At 61.6% G+C, this 18,672-nt stretch carries 15 protein-coding genes; 9 read left to right on the top strand and 6 right to left on the bottom strand.

Annotated features, from left to right (window positions below; translation table 11 throughout):
- Positions 1 to 153: 153 nt before the first annotated feature.
- The 4 genes from FH061_RS18910 (at position 154) to FH061_RS18895 (ending at position 5,562) form a co-directional block, all read left to right on the top strand.
- Positions 154 to 1,563 (top strand): hypothetical protein, encoded by a 1,410-nt coding sequence (locus FH061_RS18910; protein ID WP_151637390.1) that lies wholly within the window; start codon positions 154 to 156, stop codon positions 1,561 to 1,563.
- Between the two features lie 71 nt (positions 1,564 to 1,634).
- The gene (locus FH061_RS18905) at positions 1,635 to 2,684 is read left to right on the top strand and encodes a porin (RefSeq protein WP_151637389.1); all 1,050 of its coding nucleotides are present in this window, start codon (positions 1,635 to 1,637) and stop codon (positions 2,682 to 2,684) included.
- Positions 2,685 to 3,130: 446 nt separating this feature from the next.
- Positions 3,131 to 3,841: an alpha/beta hydrolase family protein gene (locus FH061_RS18900; protein WP_151637388.1), complete on the top strand. Its 711-nt coding sequence runs from the start codon at positions 3,131 to 3,133 to the stop codon at positions 3,839 to 3,841.
- 179 nt (positions 3,842 to 4,020) lie between these two features.
- Positions 4,021 to 5,562 carry an acetolactate synthase large subunit gene (locus FH061_RS18895; protein ID WP_151637387.1) on the top strand — a complete coding sequence of 514 codons (1,542 nt, stop codon included), beginning with the start codon at positions 4,021 to 4,023 and terminating at the stop codon, positions 5,560 to 5,562.
- Between the two features lie 236 nt (positions 5,563 to 5,798).
- Here FH061_RS18895 and FH061_RS18890 read toward each other — a convergent pair whose 3' ends face one another.
- The gene (locus FH061_RS18890) at positions 5,799 to 7,748 is read right to left on the bottom strand and encodes an FAD-dependent oxidoreductase (RefSeq protein ID WP_225984731.1); all 1,950 of its coding nucleotides are present in this window, start codon (positions 7,746 to 7,748) and stop codon (positions 5,799 to 5,801) included.
- 165 nt (positions 7,749 to 7,913) lie between these two features.
- Here FH061_RS18890 and FH061_RS18885 point away from each other — a divergent pair, with 165 nt between their 5' ends.
- From FH061_RS18885 to FH061_RS18875, 3 genes are all read left to right on the top strand, one after another.
- Positions 7,914 to 8,621: an RNA polymerase sigma factor gene (locus FH061_RS18885; RefSeq protein ID WP_151637506.1), complete on the top strand. Its 708-nt coding sequence runs from the start codon at positions 7,914 to 7,916 to the stop codon at positions 8,619 to 8,621.
- A gap of 127 nt (positions 8,622 to 8,748) precedes the next feature.
- Positions 8,749 to 9,282 (top strand): DUF4142 domain-containing protein, encoded by a 534-nt coding sequence (locus FH061_RS18880; protein ID WP_151637386.1) that lies wholly within the window; start codon positions 8,749 to 8,751, stop codon positions 9,280 to 9,282.
- 8 nt (positions 9,283 to 9,290) lie between these two features.
- The gene (locus tag FH061_RS18875; RefSeq protein WP_225984730.1) at positions 9,291 to 9,659 is read left to right on the top strand and encodes a cupredoxin domain-containing protein; all 369 of its coding nucleotides are present in this window, start codon (positions 9,291 to 9,293) and stop codon (positions 9,657 to 9,659) included.
- Here FH061_RS18875 and FH061_RS31790 read toward each other — a convergent pair.
- A complete protein-coding gene (locus tag FH061_RS31790; protein ID WP_404822482.1) occupies positions 9,646 to 9,972 on the bottom strand; it encodes a transposase in 327 nt (108 codons plus the stop codon). The two genes, FH061_RS18875 and FH061_RS31790, sit on opposite strands and share 14 nt — an antisense overlap.
- 797 nt (positions 9,973 to 10,769) lie before the next feature.
- Between FH061_RS31790 and FH061_RS18865 the strand changes: the two genes are divergently transcribed.
- Positions 10,770 to 12,485: a SulP family inorganic anion transporter gene (locus tag FH061_RS18865; protein ID WP_151637385.1), complete on the top strand. Its 1,716-nt coding sequence runs from the start codon at positions 10,770 to 10,772 to the stop codon at positions 12,483 to 12,485.
- Positions 12,486 to 12,502: 17 nt separating this feature from the next.
- Here FH061_RS18865 and FH061_RS18860 read toward each other — a convergent pair whose 3' ends face one another.
- Entirely contained in the window at positions 12,503 to 14,458 is a 1,956-nt protein-coding gene (locus FH061_RS18860; RefSeq protein ID WP_225984729.1) for an ABC transporter ATP-binding protein, read from the bottom strand.
- A 363-nt stretch (positions 14,459 to 14,821) separates the two neighbouring features.
- On the opposite strand from FH061_RS18860, the gene FH061_RS18855 reads away from it, so the two are divergent.
- Complete coding sequence (locus FH061_RS18855) at positions 14,822 to 15,619, top strand: AraC family transcriptional regulator (RefSeq protein WP_151637384.1); 798 nt, start codon at positions 14,822 to 14,824, stop codon at positions 15,617 to 15,619.
- Here FH061_RS18855 and FH061_RS18850 read toward each other — a convergent pair.
- From FH061_RS18850 to FH061_RS18840, 3 genes are all read right to left on the bottom strand, one after another.
- Positions 15,567 to 16,490 carry an NAD(P)-dependent oxidoreductase gene (locus FH061_RS18850; protein WP_151637383.1) on the bottom strand — a complete coding sequence of 308 codons (924 nt, stop codon included), beginning with the start codon at positions 16,488 to 16,490 and terminating at the stop codon, positions 15,567 to 15,569. The two genes, FH061_RS18855 and FH061_RS18850, sit on opposite strands and share 53 nt — an antisense overlap.
- Positions 16,491 to 16,739: 249 nt before the next feature.
- Positions 16,740 to 18,017 (bottom strand): TRAP transporter large permease, encoded by a 1,278-nt coding sequence (locus FH061_RS18845; RefSeq protein ID WP_151637382.1) that lies wholly within the window; start codon positions 18,015 to 18,017, stop codon positions 16,740 to 16,742.
- 36 nt (positions 18,018 to 18,053) lie between these two features.
- Positions 18,054 to 18,548 carry a TRAP transporter small permease gene (locus tag FH061_RS18840; RefSeq protein ID WP_151637381.1) on the bottom strand — a complete coding sequence of 165 codons (495 nt, stop codon included), beginning with the start codon at positions 18,546 to 18,548 and terminating at the stop codon, positions 18,054 to 18,056.
- Positions 18,549 to 18,672 lie beyond the last annotated feature (124 nt).

Genomic DNA, 18,672 nt, shown 5'->3' with positions numbered 1-18,672 from the left:
CGCGCTTCTATGCCTGTTCATATGTATAACGTATTGAAATGAGAATATTGAGATATTTGACATGCAGTAGTTTCATTTCTAGTATCGCGTTCATGGCCGGCCCGGCTGCCTGTGATGCAGGCCGGACGCATAACAATGGAAATAGGAGACAGCATGTCAACTTCGCGCCTGCTCGCCGCGGCAGCCCTTACCGGCGTTCTCGCCGCCTGCAGCCAGATTCCCGAGGTATCGCAATCCGGTTCGGGGCCCGCCCTGCCGTCCTCGACGCGCTCCGTCCATGCGGAGCGCAGCCACGTGCAGGCATCCTGTCCCGCCGGCCTTGACGCGGTCGCGCGCTGCTACACCGGCGTCGATACCCAAGGCGCGCATTACTGGATTGCCATTCCCGCCAACTGGAACCGCATGCTCGTCATGCATGCCCATGGCGGCCCGCGCCTGGCGCCGATCTCTCGCGATATCAGCGTGGAAGACCTGGAACGCTTCGCCGTGACCGTACGGCAGGGCTATGCCTGGGCCGGCTCCAGTTACCGGCGTCCCGGCTATGGCGTGCGCATGGCCGCCGAGGATACCGAGAACCTGCGCAGGATCTTCGTCAGCCGCTTCGGCAAGCCGGCCTACACCATCCTGCACGGCCAGTCCTGGGGCGGCAACATCGCCGCCAAGGGTATCGAGCTGTATGCGCGCGACGCCGCCGGCAACCGCAGTTATGACGGCGTCATCTATACCAACGGCATGCTCGCCGGCGGCTCGCGCAACTATCTGCACCGCGCCGATCTGCGCGCCGTGTACCAATACTATTGCAACAACCATCCTCGTCCGGACGAACCGCAGTATCCGCTGTGGATGGGGCTGCCGGCCGATGCGAAGATGACCGGCAAGGAACTCGCCGATCGCGTCAGGGACTGCACCGGCGCCGGACTCAAGCCGGAGCAGCGCAGTGCGGCGCAGCAGCGCAACCTGGCCAACATACTCGGCGTGATCCGCATCCCGGAGCGAAGCCTGGTGTCGCATCTGAACTGGGCCACCTTCCTGTTCCGCGACATGACGCAGCGCGTGCTCGGCGGCCGCAATCCCTTTAGCAACCGCGATGTGGTCTACCGCGGCTCCGATGATGACGCAGCGCTCAACCGCGGCGTGCAGCGCTTCGAGGCCGATCCGGTCGCGGCAAGACTGCTCGCCCACGATTCCGACATGAGCGGCGATCTGACGGTGCCGGCCATCAGCCTGCACGCGATTCATGATCCGACGGCGATGGTCGAATATGAAGCCGATTACCGCGACCTCGTCGCGGCGAAGGGCAACGAGGGCAGGCTGGTGCAGGTATTCACCACCGAAAAAGAACACAGCAAGCTGTCCGACGCCGAGTATGCAGCGGTATTCGACGCCATGCGGCAATGGATCGCCGGAGGCAGCAAGCCGACCGGGACGCAGATCGCGGCCGACTGCGAAAGGCAAGCTGCCGCTTTCTCCGGCGGATGCCATTTCGATACGCAGTTTAAGCCGCCCGCACTGAACACCCGGGTAGCACCGAGGGCGGCCGCATCCGCTGGCCACGGCCGGTGATTTCAGGTCCTCGATACCGCAACACGGCAACACCACGACACCCCACAACACCCCACAACACCAGGAGATATATGAAGCACCAGCTCACCGCGATCGCGCTCGGCGCGATGTCCACGTTCGCCCTTGCGCAGTCGAATGTGACCGTCTACGGTTCCGTCGATGCCGGCCTGCGCAACGTGACCAATGTGAATGCCGCCGGCGACGACAGGCTGACCATGGGTTCCAACGGCACCTTCCGTTCCAACCGCATCGGCTTCCGCGGCAGCGAAGATCTTGGCGCCGATCTCAAGGCCATCTTCCTGCTGGAAGCCGGCTTCAATACCGGAACCGGCGCGCTCAACAATACGAACAGTCAATTGTTCCAGCGCGAAGCGCGGGTCGGACTGGCCGGGAGGTGGGGACAAGTCGACCTTGGCCGGCAGTACACGGTTGCCTACAAGACCATTCTTGCCTTCGATCCCTTCGTCTACCGCTATCCGAGCGTGACCTATGCGCTGTCATCAACCGCGGGTACCCGCAACAGCAACGATATCCAGTACACCGGCAGCTTCGGCGACGTGACGCTGCGCGCGGAGTACGCGCTGGGCGAGGTCGCAGGCAGCAACTCCCGGGGAGCGACGCAGGCAGTGGGCGCGACATATGCGAGCGGACCGGTCAAGCTGGGCGCGTCCTACACCCGGGCGGAGCGCAATGTCGGCACGGCCGCGGCAGCGAATTACCGCGACTATGATCATTTCGCCGTCGGCGGCGCCTATACCTTCGGCAAGGCCACCGCCTCGCTCGGCTATGTCGATGAAACCCAGGAGGGCACGGCGCGCGACAGCACCGCCAAGTGGATGTGGGCGGGACTGGCCTACAAGCTGACGCCGCAGCTCGGGCTGACCGGCGCCTGGTATCGCAACAAGGTCTTCAATACCGCGGCATCCGCCGCCGTCGCGGCCGGCGATGCCAAGCGCAACCTGTACATGGCGGGCGTGACGTACGAGTTGTCGCGCCGCACCACGCTGTATTCGGAAATCGATATCCAGAAGCTTGATGGCGGATATGCGACGGGCGGCACGACGCGCCTGAACCAGAGTCGTCAGACCGGCATTTCCGCCGGCATCATGCATATGTTCTGACAATGTTACTACGCGGGCAGTGGTGGCTACCGGGAAAGGATGTTCGCGGGAGCCGCTCGTTGTCATGGTCAAGCACGCATATCATCAAGCCTCGTCGTCTCATTTTGATGAGCTGAATGTGCGTGCTTGTTCATGGGATGGCGAGCCTTATGCCTGCTTCGTTAAACGTCCTCTCGCCACGGTCCGCGACCGGCAGCCCGAGGTAACGTCCGGCGCTCGGGGCCAACCGCGTGGACCGGCCGACCGGACCGTCTTGTGAATCCTGCATGGAAGACTTTGATTGCCGATATGACGCAGTCGGCCAGAAGAAGTCCGTCAGTATCGGCAGGAACGCCAAAACGCCGCCGCTGAGTGCTTTTTCAGCATTCAACCATCACTGCTGGAATCAATTATCCTTGTAGGAAATGCAGGAGAGGGATACTGAGAAACCCGCAAAGGAGATATGCATGGCTGACTTCGTTCTTGTACATGGCGCCTGGCATGGCTCGTGGTGCTGGAAGAAAATCTTGCCCGGCTTGTGGGCGGCAGGCCATCGCGCCTTTGCAGTGACGCTCACGGGCACTGGAGAACGCGCGCATCAGCTCTCGTCAGACATCACGCTGCATACCCACGTCAGCGATGTGGCGGCGGTAATGGAGGCGGAAGAGTTGCGGCAAGCGATCGTCGTCGGTCATAGTTACGCAGGCATGATCATCACCGGACTCGCCGATCGCATGCCGGATCGCATTGCGCGTCTCGTGTACCTGGACGCTGTCGTGCCGCTGCCCGGCGAATGCTGGTCGAGTACGCATTCGGCGCCGACGCAGGAGCAACGCCGCCAGGCCATCCTTGCAACGGGCTCTATCCCGCCACCTGACCCCGCATTGTTCGGGCTGAGCGGTGACGATGCACAGTGGGTCGCTCGAAGGCAAACGCCCCACCCGGGCGGCGTTTACGATGACCCGCTACATTTTGATGAACAACGTGTGTCCGCTCTTCCACGCACCTTCGTTGATTGCCATGCACCAGCGCTGGCGACAATCGCCGTGATGCGCGAGCGCGTCCGGCAGCAAGCAGGCTGGCAGGTGCTGGAGATCGCTACGGGTCATGATGCGATGATCAGCGCGCATCAGGACCTGCTGCGCGTATTGTTGTCGATGGGCAGCAGCCGAGCATGATGTGAACGGCTTCCGGTCCCTGGAAAGCCGGCCCCCGAACGTACCCCAGGACATCGTTGCTGATCGCGGCTCGAATGAGGTGGAAAAGACCTGACTTTTATCAAGGACATCATCGCGAAGTGGTCGAAGGTAGCCACGACAGGGGTGAAGACAGAAGAAGTTTGACGAATGGAGAATGCATGAACGGAGCAAGAAGCCTGGTCGAGACGTTGCTGGCCAATGGAGTGGATACCTGTTTTGCCAATCCCGGCACGAGTGAGATGCACTTTGTCGCGGCGCTCGACCAAACACCGGGCATGCACTGCGTGCTGGGCCTTCAGGAAAATGTGGTCACCGGGATGGCCGACGGTTACTGGCGTATCGCGCGAAAACCGGCGGCCACCTTGCTGCACTGCGGTCCTGGTTTGGCGAACGGACTGGCCAACCTGCATAACGCGCGGCGTGCCCACAGTGCCATCGTCAACATCGTAGGCGACCATGCGACATACCATCGCCCCTTCGACCCTCCCCTGGCGGCCGACACCGAAGGGCTTGCACGCACTGTATCGGCCTGGGTCCGCACCTCGGCGCGCGCGGAAGACGTCGGCCGCGATGCGGCAGCCTGCGTGCAGGCCGCGCGCGCAGGCGCGGGCCAGATAGCGACACTCGTGCTGCCGTCGAACACATCCTGGGATGAAGGTGGAATCGTGGTCGGGGAACTGCCGCCGGTTTCCCTTCAGCCGGTGGACGCGGCTGCCGTGGATCACGCGGCGCGCGCGCTGCGTGCTGGCGGCAACGTGCTGCTTCTCCTGGCAGGCAGCGCGGCAGGGGTGGAGGGACAAGCATTGGCATGGAGCATTGCGCAGGCGACCGGCGCACAGCTGATGGCGGACTACACCAATGCAACGATCGCGCGCGGGCGTGGACGGGTACAGCTGGAACGCATGCCGTACAACACCGACCTTGCAATCGAAGCGCTGGCACGGTTCGAGCACATCGTGCTCGTCAATGCCAAGCCGCCGGTCGCTTTCTTCGCATATCCGGACAAACCTTCCGCTCAATATCCGTCGAACGCACAGCTGCATGTGCTGTCGCGCCCGGAACAGGACGCGGTTTCCGCGCTTCGTGCACTGGCCGAGGCGCTCGGCGTCAAGGCGGCCGAGATTCCCTCGTCCGGAGAACGGCCGACGCCGGCAAGCGGCGCGCCGACGCCGGAGGGGCTCGCGCAGACCGTGGCGGCGCTGTTGCCGGAAGATGCGATCGTTTCCGACGAGAGCATTTCTTTTGGCCGCGGTTTCTACCGGCTTACGCATGGGGCAGCGCCGAATGACTGGTTGCATGTCACGGGCGGTGCCATTGGCGGTGGTCTGCCGGTAGCGACCGGAGCCGCCATTGCCGCCGGCGGGCAGCGTCGTGTACTGAGCCTCCAGGCCGATGGCTCGGCCATGTACACGCTGCAGTCGCTGTGGACACAGGCACGCGAAAAGCTGCCATGCACGACGGTGCTTCTTTCCAATCGCAAGTACAACATCTTGATTGGCGAGTACAAGGCGGTAGGAGCAACGCCAGGCGCCACTGCAATGCAAATGCTGGATCTCGGTAATCCCGACCTTGACTGGGTGAGGCTTGCCAACGGCATGGGAGTGGAAGCCGCCCGCGCCCACACGATGGAAGAATGCGCGGACCTCATGGCTGCGAGCTTCCGGCAGGATGGACCGTTCCTCATTGAGCTGGTGATTTGAATCGGCCATCCTGGCACCGGCGCTGTCCGGTCCTGTACGGTACGGCCCAGTTGTAACGGGCCGAATGTTCAACCCCGGCGTTTTAAGTCACCGTCAATTAGGGCGAAACCGCCTAGGCTGTGTTTGATAAGCTGCTGCGCGATCCGGATTGGCGCCTGCGGTGCTCGGCGTACCGTGCGTACGCGTGCGCTCCTCGGCGCCAATCCGAACCGCTCGCAACGCTTATCAAACACCGCCTAGTGAGCCGGTTTCCGGTCCCGATGATCGGGATGGCCTGTCGTTGGCAGTGTTGCGCCTTCATGCGTCAATGTCGTCGCGTCCAGCGCCGCGACTGCCGGCCCGTGCATCACTTCGCCGGTGGTATCGAAGCGTGATCCATGGCAAGGGCAATCCCAGGACCGTTCCGCAGAATTCCAGTGAACCACGCATCCCAGATGCGTACATTTTGCGGAGAGCGCATGCACTTCGCCGTGCTCGTCCCGATAGACGGCCAGCATGCGAGCCCCTTCCCTGAGAATGGCGCCTTCGCCTGCCGGGATTTCGGTGACGCTTTCGACTTCGCCCTTTCTGGCCCAATCCCCGTATTTTGAAAGCGTGTTCGCCTGTTCCGCGACAAAGTCCGACAGCCCGTGCGTGACCTTGCGTGAAGGCGCATAGAGTGATTCCCATGGATTATCCCGCCCCATGATCAGATCGGTCACCAGCATTGCGCCTATCGTGCAATGAGTCATGCCGTTGCCGGAGTCTCCGGTAATGATGTAGACATTTCTGTCGTCCATCGGATTACGACCAAGATAGGCAGGTCCATCCGACGGCTCCATCACCTCGCCGGACCAGCGGTATTCGACTTCCTGCGCCATCGGAAAGTGTGCTCTTGTCCAGCGTTCAATCTCATCGTACCGATGCTGGGGATGCGTATCCTGTCCCACCTTGTGGTCGGCGCCGCCGACGATGAGAATGTCGTAATCGGCACCCACATCGGGCGTTTCCAGCCGGACGTAATAATACGGGTCTCCCGTGTCCCATAGCAGAATGCGCGGCACGGAATTCCTCGGCACCCTTACCCCAATGACATAGGTGCGGTATCCGGCCTGTTTCGTGTGCATGACGACACGGTCGTTGAAAGGGGTATTGGTAGCGACAACAACCGCCTTGGCCTGGATGTTTCCGCCTGTGGTCGTGACTGTCTGCAGTTTACTGTCGCCTTCAACCTCAAGTGCGCGCGTGCCGCAATAGATTCTTCCGCCGTTGCGCCTAAAGGCCTCCGCCAGACCATGCAGATATTTCAGCGGATGGAATTGGGCTTGGTTGCCGTATCTCACGCATGTTCCGGTATCGAAGCTCAATCCCGGTACCCGCTCAAGCAATTCCACTTCGACGTCTGCCCGGCGCGCAGCTTCATATTCCTTATCCAATTCCTTGAAACCGTTTTCCGGAAGGGCATACAGATATCCGTCCAGGCGTTCAAACGAGCAGTCGATATGCTCACGCTGGACAATGGATTCGACCAGGCTCACTGCCTCCGAGAAACTTTCGCCCACCAGGCGCGCTCCATCGGTTCCAAAGCTGCTCTCCACATCGGCATACCACTCGTCAGGCGGGAAAAAATGCGCCGTCGTGCGCCCCGTTTCGCCCGCGCCGATGCCGAGCGCATCGATCAGGACAACCTGCTGCCCTTCGCGGGAAAGCAGGTAGGCAGTGGTCAGACCGGCGATGCCGGCGCCAATCACGCAGACGTCGGCGGCGATATCACCCGCAAGCATCGGGAATTCCGGCACCGTGGACGTTGCCATCCAGACCGACGTGGACGCACCATTTGTTGCTCTCAGCATATTTGGCTCCCGTAATTCATGATGAACATCGCGAACAAACGTTACCGACTGCAAGTGTTGGATCAAGATAATGCATAAATGTTCATGCCAGAAAGTTACGCGATGCGGCTGCGTTTGCTTATGCAAGCTGCCCGATTGCGGCTGTCTTGCTTCCTTCAGATAGCTCCATAAAGAGGATGCCCGGCGAAGCACAGGACTAGCCAAGCCCAACCAGGGCCAACCAGGACAAAGACAGGAACAGTCCAGCCGTCTTCGCGGACGGCATCGGCGTTCTGACTGGATAAAGACAGCCGGGCAATCCGCTAACAACATTTCATCGGTAGCATGACATTGGATGAAAATGGGAATTGCCACGTTCCCGGTATCTGCGCTTTTTTCCCGCGGCAGGCATGTACGGCATCGGGCAGACTCGCTGGCAACCCTATACGGATCCGGCAGGGCCCGAAACACCGAATATCGGGAACGTGAAGCTTTTCGCATTCATCTAATGTCATGAAAGCCACGCCAAGGGGAACCATGATGCGATCCGAAGCAATGCGAGACCAGAGACAAGAGGGCGCCGATACCGAGGTCATACAACGCATTCTCAATGGCGAAAGGAACGCGTTTGCATTGCTGATGCGGCGTTATAACAGGCCGCTCTACCGAACCGCACGGAGTATTCTGAAAGACGATGCCGATGCCGAGGATGCACTTCAGGAGGCGTATCTCCTGGCTTATAAAAATCTGGATATTTTCCGCGGCGACTCTCACCTCGTTACCTGGTTGACCCGGATTGTAGTGAATGAGTCCGTTGCGAGGTTACGCAAGAATGCCCGCCGCGCACAAGTCTTTCAGCTGAGCGGGAATGCAGACAACGAAGACGGAGGCTTTGAAGAGGCAATGAATTCAGTAAGTACAGAGCAACCGGAGCAGGCTACGGAACGTACCGAAATGCGGCATCTGATCGAGAAGAAGATTGATGCCCTGCCCGAGGCTTTCCGCGTGGTCTTCATGTTGCGTGCAGTGGAGGAAATGACGGTTGAAGATACGGCGGCTTGCCTCGGCATTCCGGAGGCCACTGTCCGCACGCGATATTTTCGCGCCAAGAGCCTGCTGCGGGAATCCTTGGCCAGGGAATTTGATTTCGCGCTTGAGGATGCATTCTCGTTCGATGGCGTGCGATGTGACAGGATTGTCGAGGGCGTCATGCAGCGCTTGAACGACTTGCCCTTGAGCCGGGACTGAACGCTCGACAGGCACGCCTGCCTCAGGCTGGTTTGGACAATCACGATGCAATGTAATGCCGCGGTGGCATTCATCAACGCCGGGACCCGTTCGCAGCAGGACATTTGACATACAAGGAGGCTTCATCATGAACCGTTCCCTATATTCGCTCGCCTCTGGGCTGGTCGCCATTTGCGCCATGTGCGCCATGGCGTCGCATGCCCAATCGACATCACCTACTGACGCTCAGATCGCTGGCATCGTCGTTGCAGCCAATACTGTCGATATTAACGCCGGGCAGCTGGCCGAAAAAACATCAAAGAATGAGGAAGTGAAAAAGTTTGCAAGGCAAATGGTGACCGATCATAGCGGGGTCAACAAGCAAGCCACCGCGCTCGTCAAGAAGTTAAAAATCGCACCGGAAGACAGCGACATCAGCAAGAGCCTGAAAAGCGAAGGCGACAGCAATATCGGCAAGCTGAAGGCGCTCAAGGGCGAGGAGTTCGATAAGGCCTATATCGACAACGAAGTGACATACCACGAGACTGTTATTGACGCTCTCGACAAGACATTGATTCCGAACGCGAAGAACGCCGAGCTCAAGGAAACACTGATCAAGGTGCGCCCCGCATTTGTCGCCCATCGTGATCATGCCAGACAGATCCAGCAATCCCTGAAATAGGAACGGGCATGAACGAAAGTATGTCTTCCCGGCGGTACGATTGGTGGAGGCACGAACCGGCATCATCATTGTTTCTGGTGCTGTTGACGTGCACCATGCCTGTGAAAGGTTACGCTGAGCCGCCAGCGGCCGTGCACACGGCGACGATTGAAGCGATGCAGTTTTCCCCTGCATCGCTTGAGATCAGTGTCGGTGATCGTGTCACATGGAAGAATGCCGATCCCTTCCCGCATACTGCCACGGCTGTTGGCCAACAATTCGACTCCGGGATTATCGCGGCGGGAGAAACCTGGACCTGGACGAGCAAGCGAAAGGGCATCTATCCTTATATCTGCACGCTGCATCCGGGGATGAAGGGCACCATCACGGTAAAGTAGCCAACGGGCGCTTACGGTAAGCCCTCTTGACGCAGGGCATGCCAAAGCCGCAGGACCTGCAAATGCCGAGCAGGATGGCTGGTGAGGCAGAATTAAAGTCTAAGGTCCGAGCCATGCGTTCATAGTCGCGTGCCAATCTTCGAAAGCATACGGCCCGAGCGAAGCTGCGTTCAACGACCCAGCGCCGTGGCACTAGGCTGTGTTTGATAAGCGTTGCGAGCGGTTCGGAGTGGTGCCGAGGAGCGCACGCGTACGCAGGGTACGCCGAGCACCGCAGGCGCCAATCCGGATCGCGCAGCAGCTTATCAAACATAGCCTAGTGCCTGTTCTCACTGTTCTCCGCGAAAACACCTTTCTCCATTTTCTTACCGTTCCTTCGCTGGTTTTCCAACCTGCAACCGGCCTAGCGTCATTTACTTTTCGATTATCCGAACTAACCGCGAGCGGTTAAGGGTTTATTCCGTCGACCTTCAGGCCATGGGCCTGCAGGTCTCCTGGTCTGCAAGTAACCGGGGTCCAGCAGCGAGAAGTGCGGAACCGAATGGTGTATTCCTGTCATCCTGACCGTCGGCGCAAGCCATTCACGCAAGGTCTTTGCTTCTTCATCAAGCATGGACGACGAGGTGCGGCTGGCGGAGTGGAGTATTGGAACGCCTGACGCAGGGCAGGGTAGGGTTTACTACACGACGATAGACCTGTTGCTCTCGTGATTTCGATCCCGAGGCTTGCATGCCCCCGGACTTCGCAGGCGCAATGCATGTGCTGCGATGTCGTACTGCGTCCTGATGACAATCCCGAGCCAAGCCATGCCTTGGAATGGATTTTTTCCGCCTGGCCGCCTCGCGCTCATCATCCATTGTCGATAGCCCCGCCATGGATTCCCGATAACGCGCATCGGCCTTGCCAGCCGAAAAAATTCATCGATCCCAGTCGGTAAGGTTTGTCCTGCGACTGGTATAACACGCCAGTCACCCTTGAAAGGGGAGAGGCGCACGATAAGCTCGCAGACCGCCCTTTTACATCCGCCGTCTCCGCTTCACGCCCACCCGGCTCCGCCCATTGCCAATCTCTGGCATCATGAAGCCGTTACCCCGGCTCCCCTCATATCCGATGCAATCACGATTCATGCGCTGGCTGCCTTTCCTGCGCTGGCCGCGCCCCACCGCCGGTTCTCTGGCGCGCGATGCATGGGCTGGCCTTAGCGTCGGCCTCATCCTGATTCCCCAGGCGATCGCTTATGCGACGCTTGCCGGCATGCCGCCGCAGACCGGGTTGTATGCGGCGCTGATTCCGGCCGTCATCGGCGCGCTGTGGGGTTCCAGCCAGCTGCTTGCGGTCGGCCCCGTGGCGCTGACCAGCCTGCTGGTATTCGGTTCGCTCTCGCCGCTGGCCGCGCCGGGCAGCGGGCAGTGGGTAGCCCTTGCCATCTGGCTGGCGGTGTATTCCGGACTCTTTCAGCTCATGCTCGGCGCATTCCGGCTGGGCAGGGTGGCCGACCTGGTTTCGCAGCCCGTCATTCATGGCTTCATCAATGCCGCCGCGCTGATCATCATCGTCTCCCAGCTGCCCGACCTGTTCGGAGTGCGCGGCATGTCTTCCGGACAGTGGCGTGCGCTGATCGCCGGAGAGGCGGTCCTACCGGCAGGCGCCCTGATCTCTTCGGTCTTCGGTATCGCGGCCGTCCTCCTGCTGTTCGTGTTCAAGCGCCTGCTGCCGCGCTTTCCCGGCATCCTCGCCGTCAGCGCGCTGGGCATCGCGGCCAGCTGGCAGCTGGGCTACCAAGCACTCGGCGGCGCCGTCATCGGGCACCTGCCGTCAGGGTTGCCGGTGCTTGCGCTGCCGCCGGCGATCTCCTTCGAGCAGCACCAGGCTCTGTGGCCTGCCGCGTTTATCCTGGCGCTGGTCAGCTTCACGGAAGCCATGTCGAGCTGCCGCACGCTGGCCCGCAGGCAGCAAACGCCATGGGATGAAAACCAGGAACTGATCGGGCAGGGCCTGGCAAAGATTGCCAGCGGCATCAGCGGATCGTTTCCCGTCAGCGGATCGTTCTCGCGTTCGGCGCTGAATCTGTATGCGGGCGCCGTCAGTGCCTGGTCGACGATGTTCTCCACCGCCTGCGTCCTGCTGGCGCTGCTGTTCCTGCTGGATGTCGTTTCCTATCTGCCGCGCTCGGTGCTGGCCGCGCTGATCATCGTGCCCACTCTCTCGCTGCTCGATCCGGGCGTCTTCAGGCGCCTGCTGAGGATGTCGCGCGACGACGCGATGGTCGCCGCCGTCACCTTCATCGTGACGATCTTTTCCATGCCCTACCTGCACTGGGGCGTATTCGCGGGCATCGGGCTGGCCATGACGTCCTTCCTGTATCGCCGTTCGCATCCGCGCATCATCGAAGTCAGCCTGCATCAGGACGGCACCCTGCGCGACCGCCAGCGTTTCGCCTTGCCGCCGCTTGCCGATGACGTGCTCGCGGTGCGCATGGATTCGGCGCTCAATTTCCTGACGGCGGGGCCGCTCGACCGTTTCGTGTCGTCATGCTGCACGCGGGATGCATCGATCAGGCGGGTATTGCTGTGCGCAAGCGGCATCAACGACATCGACGCGTCGGGAATCGAGGCGCTCGACGCCATGCGATCCACCCTGGAAGCCAAGGGCGTGGTGCTTTACATGAGCGCGGTCAAGAAACAGGTATCGGATGTGATCGAACGTGCGGGCCTGCTTGCCCGTATCGGGCCGGAACGCATCTTCGTTACCGATGCGGCAGCGGTTGCCATCCTGCGCAGTGCGTCGGCGCATCCGGCCGACCTGAACGTGGCTGCTTCCAACTGAGCGCACCGCCGGCGCGGCTAACCGGGGCTGGAGAGCGCCAACGCTGCACCGGCTTCACCAATTGCACCAGTCGCACCATCCGTAACAGCCGCACCCGCTTCGCCGGCTGCCGGTGAGGCGGGCAGCTTCAGCATCCGCCGGAATGCGGGCTGCCGGACAAGCAGCTCATCCACCGTCCCCGCGTCCAGCACCCGGCCATTTTCCATCATCACGATCCTGTTGAAGTGATGCAGCAGGCTCATGCGGTGCACCGACGCCAGCAGGCAGGCATCGGGAAATGCCGCCGCGATCCGGCCGAGCACGGTGTCTTCCGTCACCGGATCAAGCGCGCTGGTCGGTTCGTCGAGCATGATCAGCGAGCTCGACTGCGCCGCGAGCAGTCCGCGCGCCAGGCAGAGCCGCTGGCGCTGGCCTCCCGACAGATTGGCGCCGCGCTCGGTGACGGGCGTATCCAGCGTCATGTCCATGTCCGCCATGACGGCATCGAAGGCGCTGGCGTGGATCATCTTCGAGATGTCATCGTCGCCGTGCGTTCCGCTCAGGGAAATGTTTTCGCGCACGCTGGCCTCGAACACATCGGCTTCCTGCGGAATGAATGTCGCAATGCTGTCGAGGTGGCGTGTCGCCGGAAACGGCAGGCCGTTGACTTCGACATGCTGCCGCGTCGGCGCATAGTGGCCGGCGAGCACCTTCATCAGCGTGCTCTTGCCGGAACCGCTAGGGCCCACCAGCGCGATGCGCTCGCCGCGTTCGAAGGACAGGGACACATGATGAAGACCGGCCGGCGCCTGCGCCGACGCGCTCGCCGCCAGCGCCGGATGCTCGTAGCACAGGCCCCTGACGGCGAGGCGCTTCCAGTCCGGGGGCAGCGCCTCCCCCGCGCCGGGAGCTTCCGCCGCGGTCCAGATGGGTTCGGCACTGGCCACGTCGGTGCGGGTGCGGGCGAAGGACTGGAACTTGTCGGCCGCCGACAGCACCACGCCGCGGGCCTGCTGCGCATATTGGTGCACCAGGAAGACGCTGCCCAGCAAAATGGCGCCGCCGGTGCTTTCGTCCGGCCACGCCGCAGCCGCCACCAGGCCCCAGGTCAGCACGACGCTCAGCAGGTCGGCCGCGCACCACTTCGCCTCCACCAGGACGATGCTGCGCCTCTGCGGCACGAAGACCCTGGCGAGACGCTCGTTGATGGCCTGCCGCGAACTCTGCTGCATGCGCAAGGAAAACACGGTGGAGACATTGCCCAGGAAATCCAGCATCCTGGCCTGATATCGGCGTTCCGCCGCATTCTCTTCCTTCGCCAGACGCATCAGCTGGCGGTCGAATCGAAACATCAGATAGGCGATGCCGACATAACCGGCCAGCGCCAGCAGGCCCAGCGCGCGGGAGAACAGTACAAGCGCGACCGCCGCGCCAATGAAATGCACGGCGCTCTTGAGATAGGAGAACTGGTTCTGCGCGAAGTTGAACAGCGCGAAGGTGGATTGGCTGATGCGCTGCTGCACCTCGCCGGAGTGATGCTGTTCATGCCATGCCATCGGCAGGCGCATCAGTCTTGCATACAGCGCATCGGTGAATTGCTGGCGGATGCGCAGCGCCACTTTGCGTTCACCGACGCGTCCCGGGCCATGCAATGCCCAGGCGATGCCCGACACGACCAGGATGGCGACGACATGCAGCGCGGCCTCGGCCACTGCGCCGGGCTGGTTCTTCTGCAGGATGTCGATGGCGCGGGAGGCCAGCCAGGGCGAAACAAGCTCGAGGACGGCCGCGCCGATGAGCATCAGGCTGCATGCGACCAGCTGCAATCGCGCGCCCGCGGCGTAGCGCCAGAGATTGCGATACAAGCCGCCCATGGGCGCCGGGAATGGCGTTGCGAGCAAGGCAAGTGTGTTGGCTTGAGGGCCGGAACCCGGCTGCCTGCGGTCGCCCGCTTGATGGCTGCCACGTCCTGCAGCCTCGGAAGATGACGCCACGATCGAATCGAAAGAAATTGAAGAGGCGCAATGTTAGCGCCGGGAAAAGCATGCGCCAATGTCGAATCGACATGAAAGACGGCTGAATTAGGTAACAGGCTGCAACAGAAACCAGGCGATGCGCAGATCAAGCCCAAGCGACAATCATTCGGAAGTTCATCTCGCATGCCACGGATGTCCTGCCATCGATACCCGGGCGGCGAGACCGGAGGCAATGCGAATTTCAGATAACGCACTTGCGTATTTATGAATTCAACATGCTTGCGGCGCGGCCTATACTGGATTCGGATTTCAGGTCTTCAACGATGCCGGGCGCAGCGTGGATGCCGGCGACGAAGAAGCAGGCGAAGAGGTGTGACAAGGATGGACCCAAGAGACCGCATCAGATCCGGCCGCGGTGCGCCGGGTGTCGAACGGCTGCAGGCGAACCTGCATGGCCAGGCCTTCGCACCGCACCGGCACGACACCTATGCCATCGGCATCACGCTGTCAGGCGTCCAGCGCTTTCATTTCCGCGGCCGAACATGGCATTGCCTGCCGGGGCAATGCCATGTGCTTCATCCCGACGAACTGCATGACGGCGGCGCGGGTACCGACCAGGGCTTCTGTTACCGCATCGTGTATGTCGATCCCGCGCTGGTTCGGGATGCGCTGCAGGGGCGGGCGCTGCCTTTCGTCGCCGATCCGGTGGTGGATGCGGCAAGGCTGCCGCCGGCCATGATTGCCGAAATCTGGGACATCGACAGCGAACTGGATGAGCTTTCGCGCATCGATTTCGTCGATGCGCTGTCACACTGGCTTGACCGCATCGCGGCGCGGACCGGCTGGGCGGAGACGCCGCTTGCGCTCGATGCCCTGCTGCGCGTTCGGGAGTGCATCGCGGCGACGCCGGCGACGCGTCATGCGATGGAGGAACTCGAGCGCATTGCCGGCATCGACCGCTGGACGCTCGCGCGCCAGTTCCGCGCGGCCTTCGGCACCAGCCCCAGCCGTTTCCGCATGCTGCGCCGGCTTGATCATCTGCGCGGCCTGGTGGCCGCAGGCCGCAGCCTGAGCGAGGCGGCGCTGGATGCGGGTTTCGCCGACCAGGCCCATATGTCGCGCCAGTTCAAGCTTGCCTATGGTTTGACGCCTGCGCGCTGGGCAGCGGCGATCCGGTAAGGGATGCCGTGCGGGCTTCGATCGCCTGCACGACCGCGATCATGTCCTCATGCCCGTGACCAAGGGCGGCAGCTTCTCCGTACAGCGCATGGCAGACATCGAGCAGGGGCGAGGCGATGCCGCAGTGCCGCGCCGCCTCCGCCACCAGACGGTTGTTCTTCAGCACGTCCAGAATGGATGCCTGCACATCGAAGTTGCGCTCGACCAGCTTGGCAATCTTCATCCGCGACACTGCGCTCGCCATCGGTCCGGCATCAAGCACCGACAGGAATTGACGCATGTCCAGCCCATGGCGCCGGGCGAAATGGGAAGCCTCGGACAGCCCTGTCACCATGGTGATCAGGAACAGGTTGACCGCGAGCTTCATCAGCAATGCCGATGGCGCCGCGCCGCAAACAAAGGTATCGCGGCACATCGGCCCGAGCAGCGGCATCACTTCCGCGACGGCGGATTGCTCGCCGGCGAGCATGGCGACCAGCTGGCCCGACTCGGCCGGCAGGCGCGAACCCGACACCGGGCATTCCGCATAGCGTCCGCCGGCAGCGAGGATGTCGGCCTCCAGTGCCTTCGAATACTCAGGCGAAGTCGTTCCCATGTGCACGATCAGATGTCCGGCTACCTTAGCGTGAAATCCGGCCGTGCCGCGGCCGAGAACCTGGTCCATCGCCTCTGCGCCGATCAGCATCAGAAAAACGATGCGCGTCCGATCGAATACTTCGCCGGTATTGCCGGCGACGGCTGCACCGGCCGCCCGCAGCGCCTCGCAGCGTTCGGGACTGCGGTTCCAGACGACAAGCGGTATGCCCGCCCGCGCAAGATTGAGCGCCATGGGTTGTCCCATCACGCCAAGTCCGATAAAGCCGATATCCATGTTCGCTTCCCCCATCTCAAGACCGTTCGCCGTCGGCGCGTGCACCATGCACCGTGCTGCAAATCTAGTGCTTGCCGCGCAGCGTGTCTTGAAGCTTTGTGATGATGTCCGGGCAGCCGTTTCAGCCGTTTCAGCTGTTTGAAAAGGCAGGCCGTCGCATCCTTGATTTCACCGGACCGGGGGAATTCATGCTCCATGACGGGTGCCGGTATGGATACGGGCACCCGTCATGGAGCATGGTTGATTGTCTTACTTTACGAAGACGAGATCGCGCAGATAGAGCGAAAGCGGGGGGAAGTAGGTGATGAGCAAAAGGCAGCCCAGGATCACGAGGATGAAGGGGATCAGCCTCCCGACGATCTTATCCAGCGAGATCCTCGCCACGGTGCAGGCGGCGAACAGGTTCACGCCGAACGGCGGCGTGATCATGCCGAGCGCCAGGTTGACGATCATGATCATGCCGAAATGCACCGGATCGACGCCGAACTTGATCGCCACCGGCACGAGAATCGGCGCCAGCACGATGATGGCCGCAGAGGTCTCGATGAACATGCCGATGACGAACAGCGCCGCGTTGACGCCCAGCAGGAAGAACATCGGGTTCTGCAGGTTTTCGGCCAGGAATGCGCCGATGGCGTCCGGCACGCCGGCGCGGGTGATCATGAAGCTGAACAGGCCGGCATTGGCGATGATGAACATGATCACCGCCGACGACAGCGCCGACTTTCTCAGGATCGCACCGAGATCGGACCAGCGGGTCTCGCGATAGATGAATACGCCGATGATGAAGGCATAGAACACCGCCACCACGGATGCCTCGGTCGGCGTGAACACGCCGCCATAGATGCCGCCGAGAATGATGACCGGCATCAGCAGGGCAAGCCATGCCTGCTTGAATGCGGCGCCGAAGCTCATCTTGCCGACATGGTCATTCTTGCCATAGCCCTTGACGCGAGCCCAAATGATGACGAACACCATCAGCGCGACGCCGATCAGCAGGCCGGGGCCGAAACCTGCGATGAAGAGTTCGCCGATCGAGACTTCCGCCGAGACGCCGTAGAGAATCATCGGAATCGATGGCGGAATGATGACGCCGAGTTCGGCCGATGTGGCCTGCAGCGCGGCGGCGAAGTTGAGCGGATAACCATGCTTGACCAGCGCCGGAATCAGGATGGCGCCGATGGCGAACGTGGTCGCGACCGACGAGCCGGAGACGGCGGCAAAGATCATGCAGGTCAGAACGCAGGTCGCGGCCAGGCCGCCTTGCACGCCGCCGACGATCGACTTGGCGAATTCGACCAGCCGCTGGGAAATGCCGCCGGTTTCCATCAGGTTGCCTGCCAGGATGAAGAAGGGAATCGCCGCCAGCGGAAACTTGTTGATGGAGGTGAAGATCTCCTTGGCAGCCAGCAGCATCGGGGCATTCGAGGAGTAGACGCCGATGACGCTGGCCAGGCCGATCGATACCGCGATCGATATCGACAGGGCGAAGCACACGATCATCGTGATGAGCATCGTAAGGGACATGGTGGTTACTCTTGTTGGTCTTGTGGATATTGCCTGTTATTGGGCGGTCTCGAGTTCGTGCTTCTGGGGTTCAAGGAAGTTGGCGATGACGCCGAACACCGCGCATGCCGATCCGACCGGCAGCGCAAGATAGGCCCAGAACATCGACAAGTCCTCCAGTCCCGCCATGGTCTGCACCTTGCCGCGCTGGGCGTAGTCCCAGCCGAACCAGATGATGACGGCCAGCAGCGCCAGCGAGGCAACCATGATCACCACATCCAGCACCCGGCGCAGCGGCGGCGGGGACAGGCGGTGCAGCATGTCGATGGACACCATGGAGCCGATCCGGAAGGCTTCCGGCAGCGCCATGAAGACCATCCAGATCAGGAAGAAGCGGATGAGCACCTCGCTCCATTCGGCCGGCTGCTCGAAGATGAAACGGGTGACGACCTGGAACATGCCCAGGCAGGCGGACAGCACCAGCATGAGGCAGGCGAAGGCCAGGGAGAAGGCGGAAACGCCGCGGCCCAATGATAAGAAGGCGGATTTCATGTTGTGAATGTTGGCGAATTAGAATGTTGCGCATGCCGCGCGTCTCAGACAGCCATCAGAGCGCTTTCAGGTTGAGTGTATCGACGATAACGGAAGATTTCCCCGCGGTACGGCATCGTGTGAA

The sequence above is a fragment of the Noviherbaspirillum aerium genome (assembly GCF_008929045.1).
Taxonomy (GTDB): domain Bacteria; phylum Pseudomonadota; class Gammaproteobacteria; order Burkholderiales; family Burkholderiaceae_D; genus Noviherbaspirillum; species Noviherbaspirillum aerium.
This window is presented reverse-complemented; position numbering and strand designations above follow the sequence as displayed.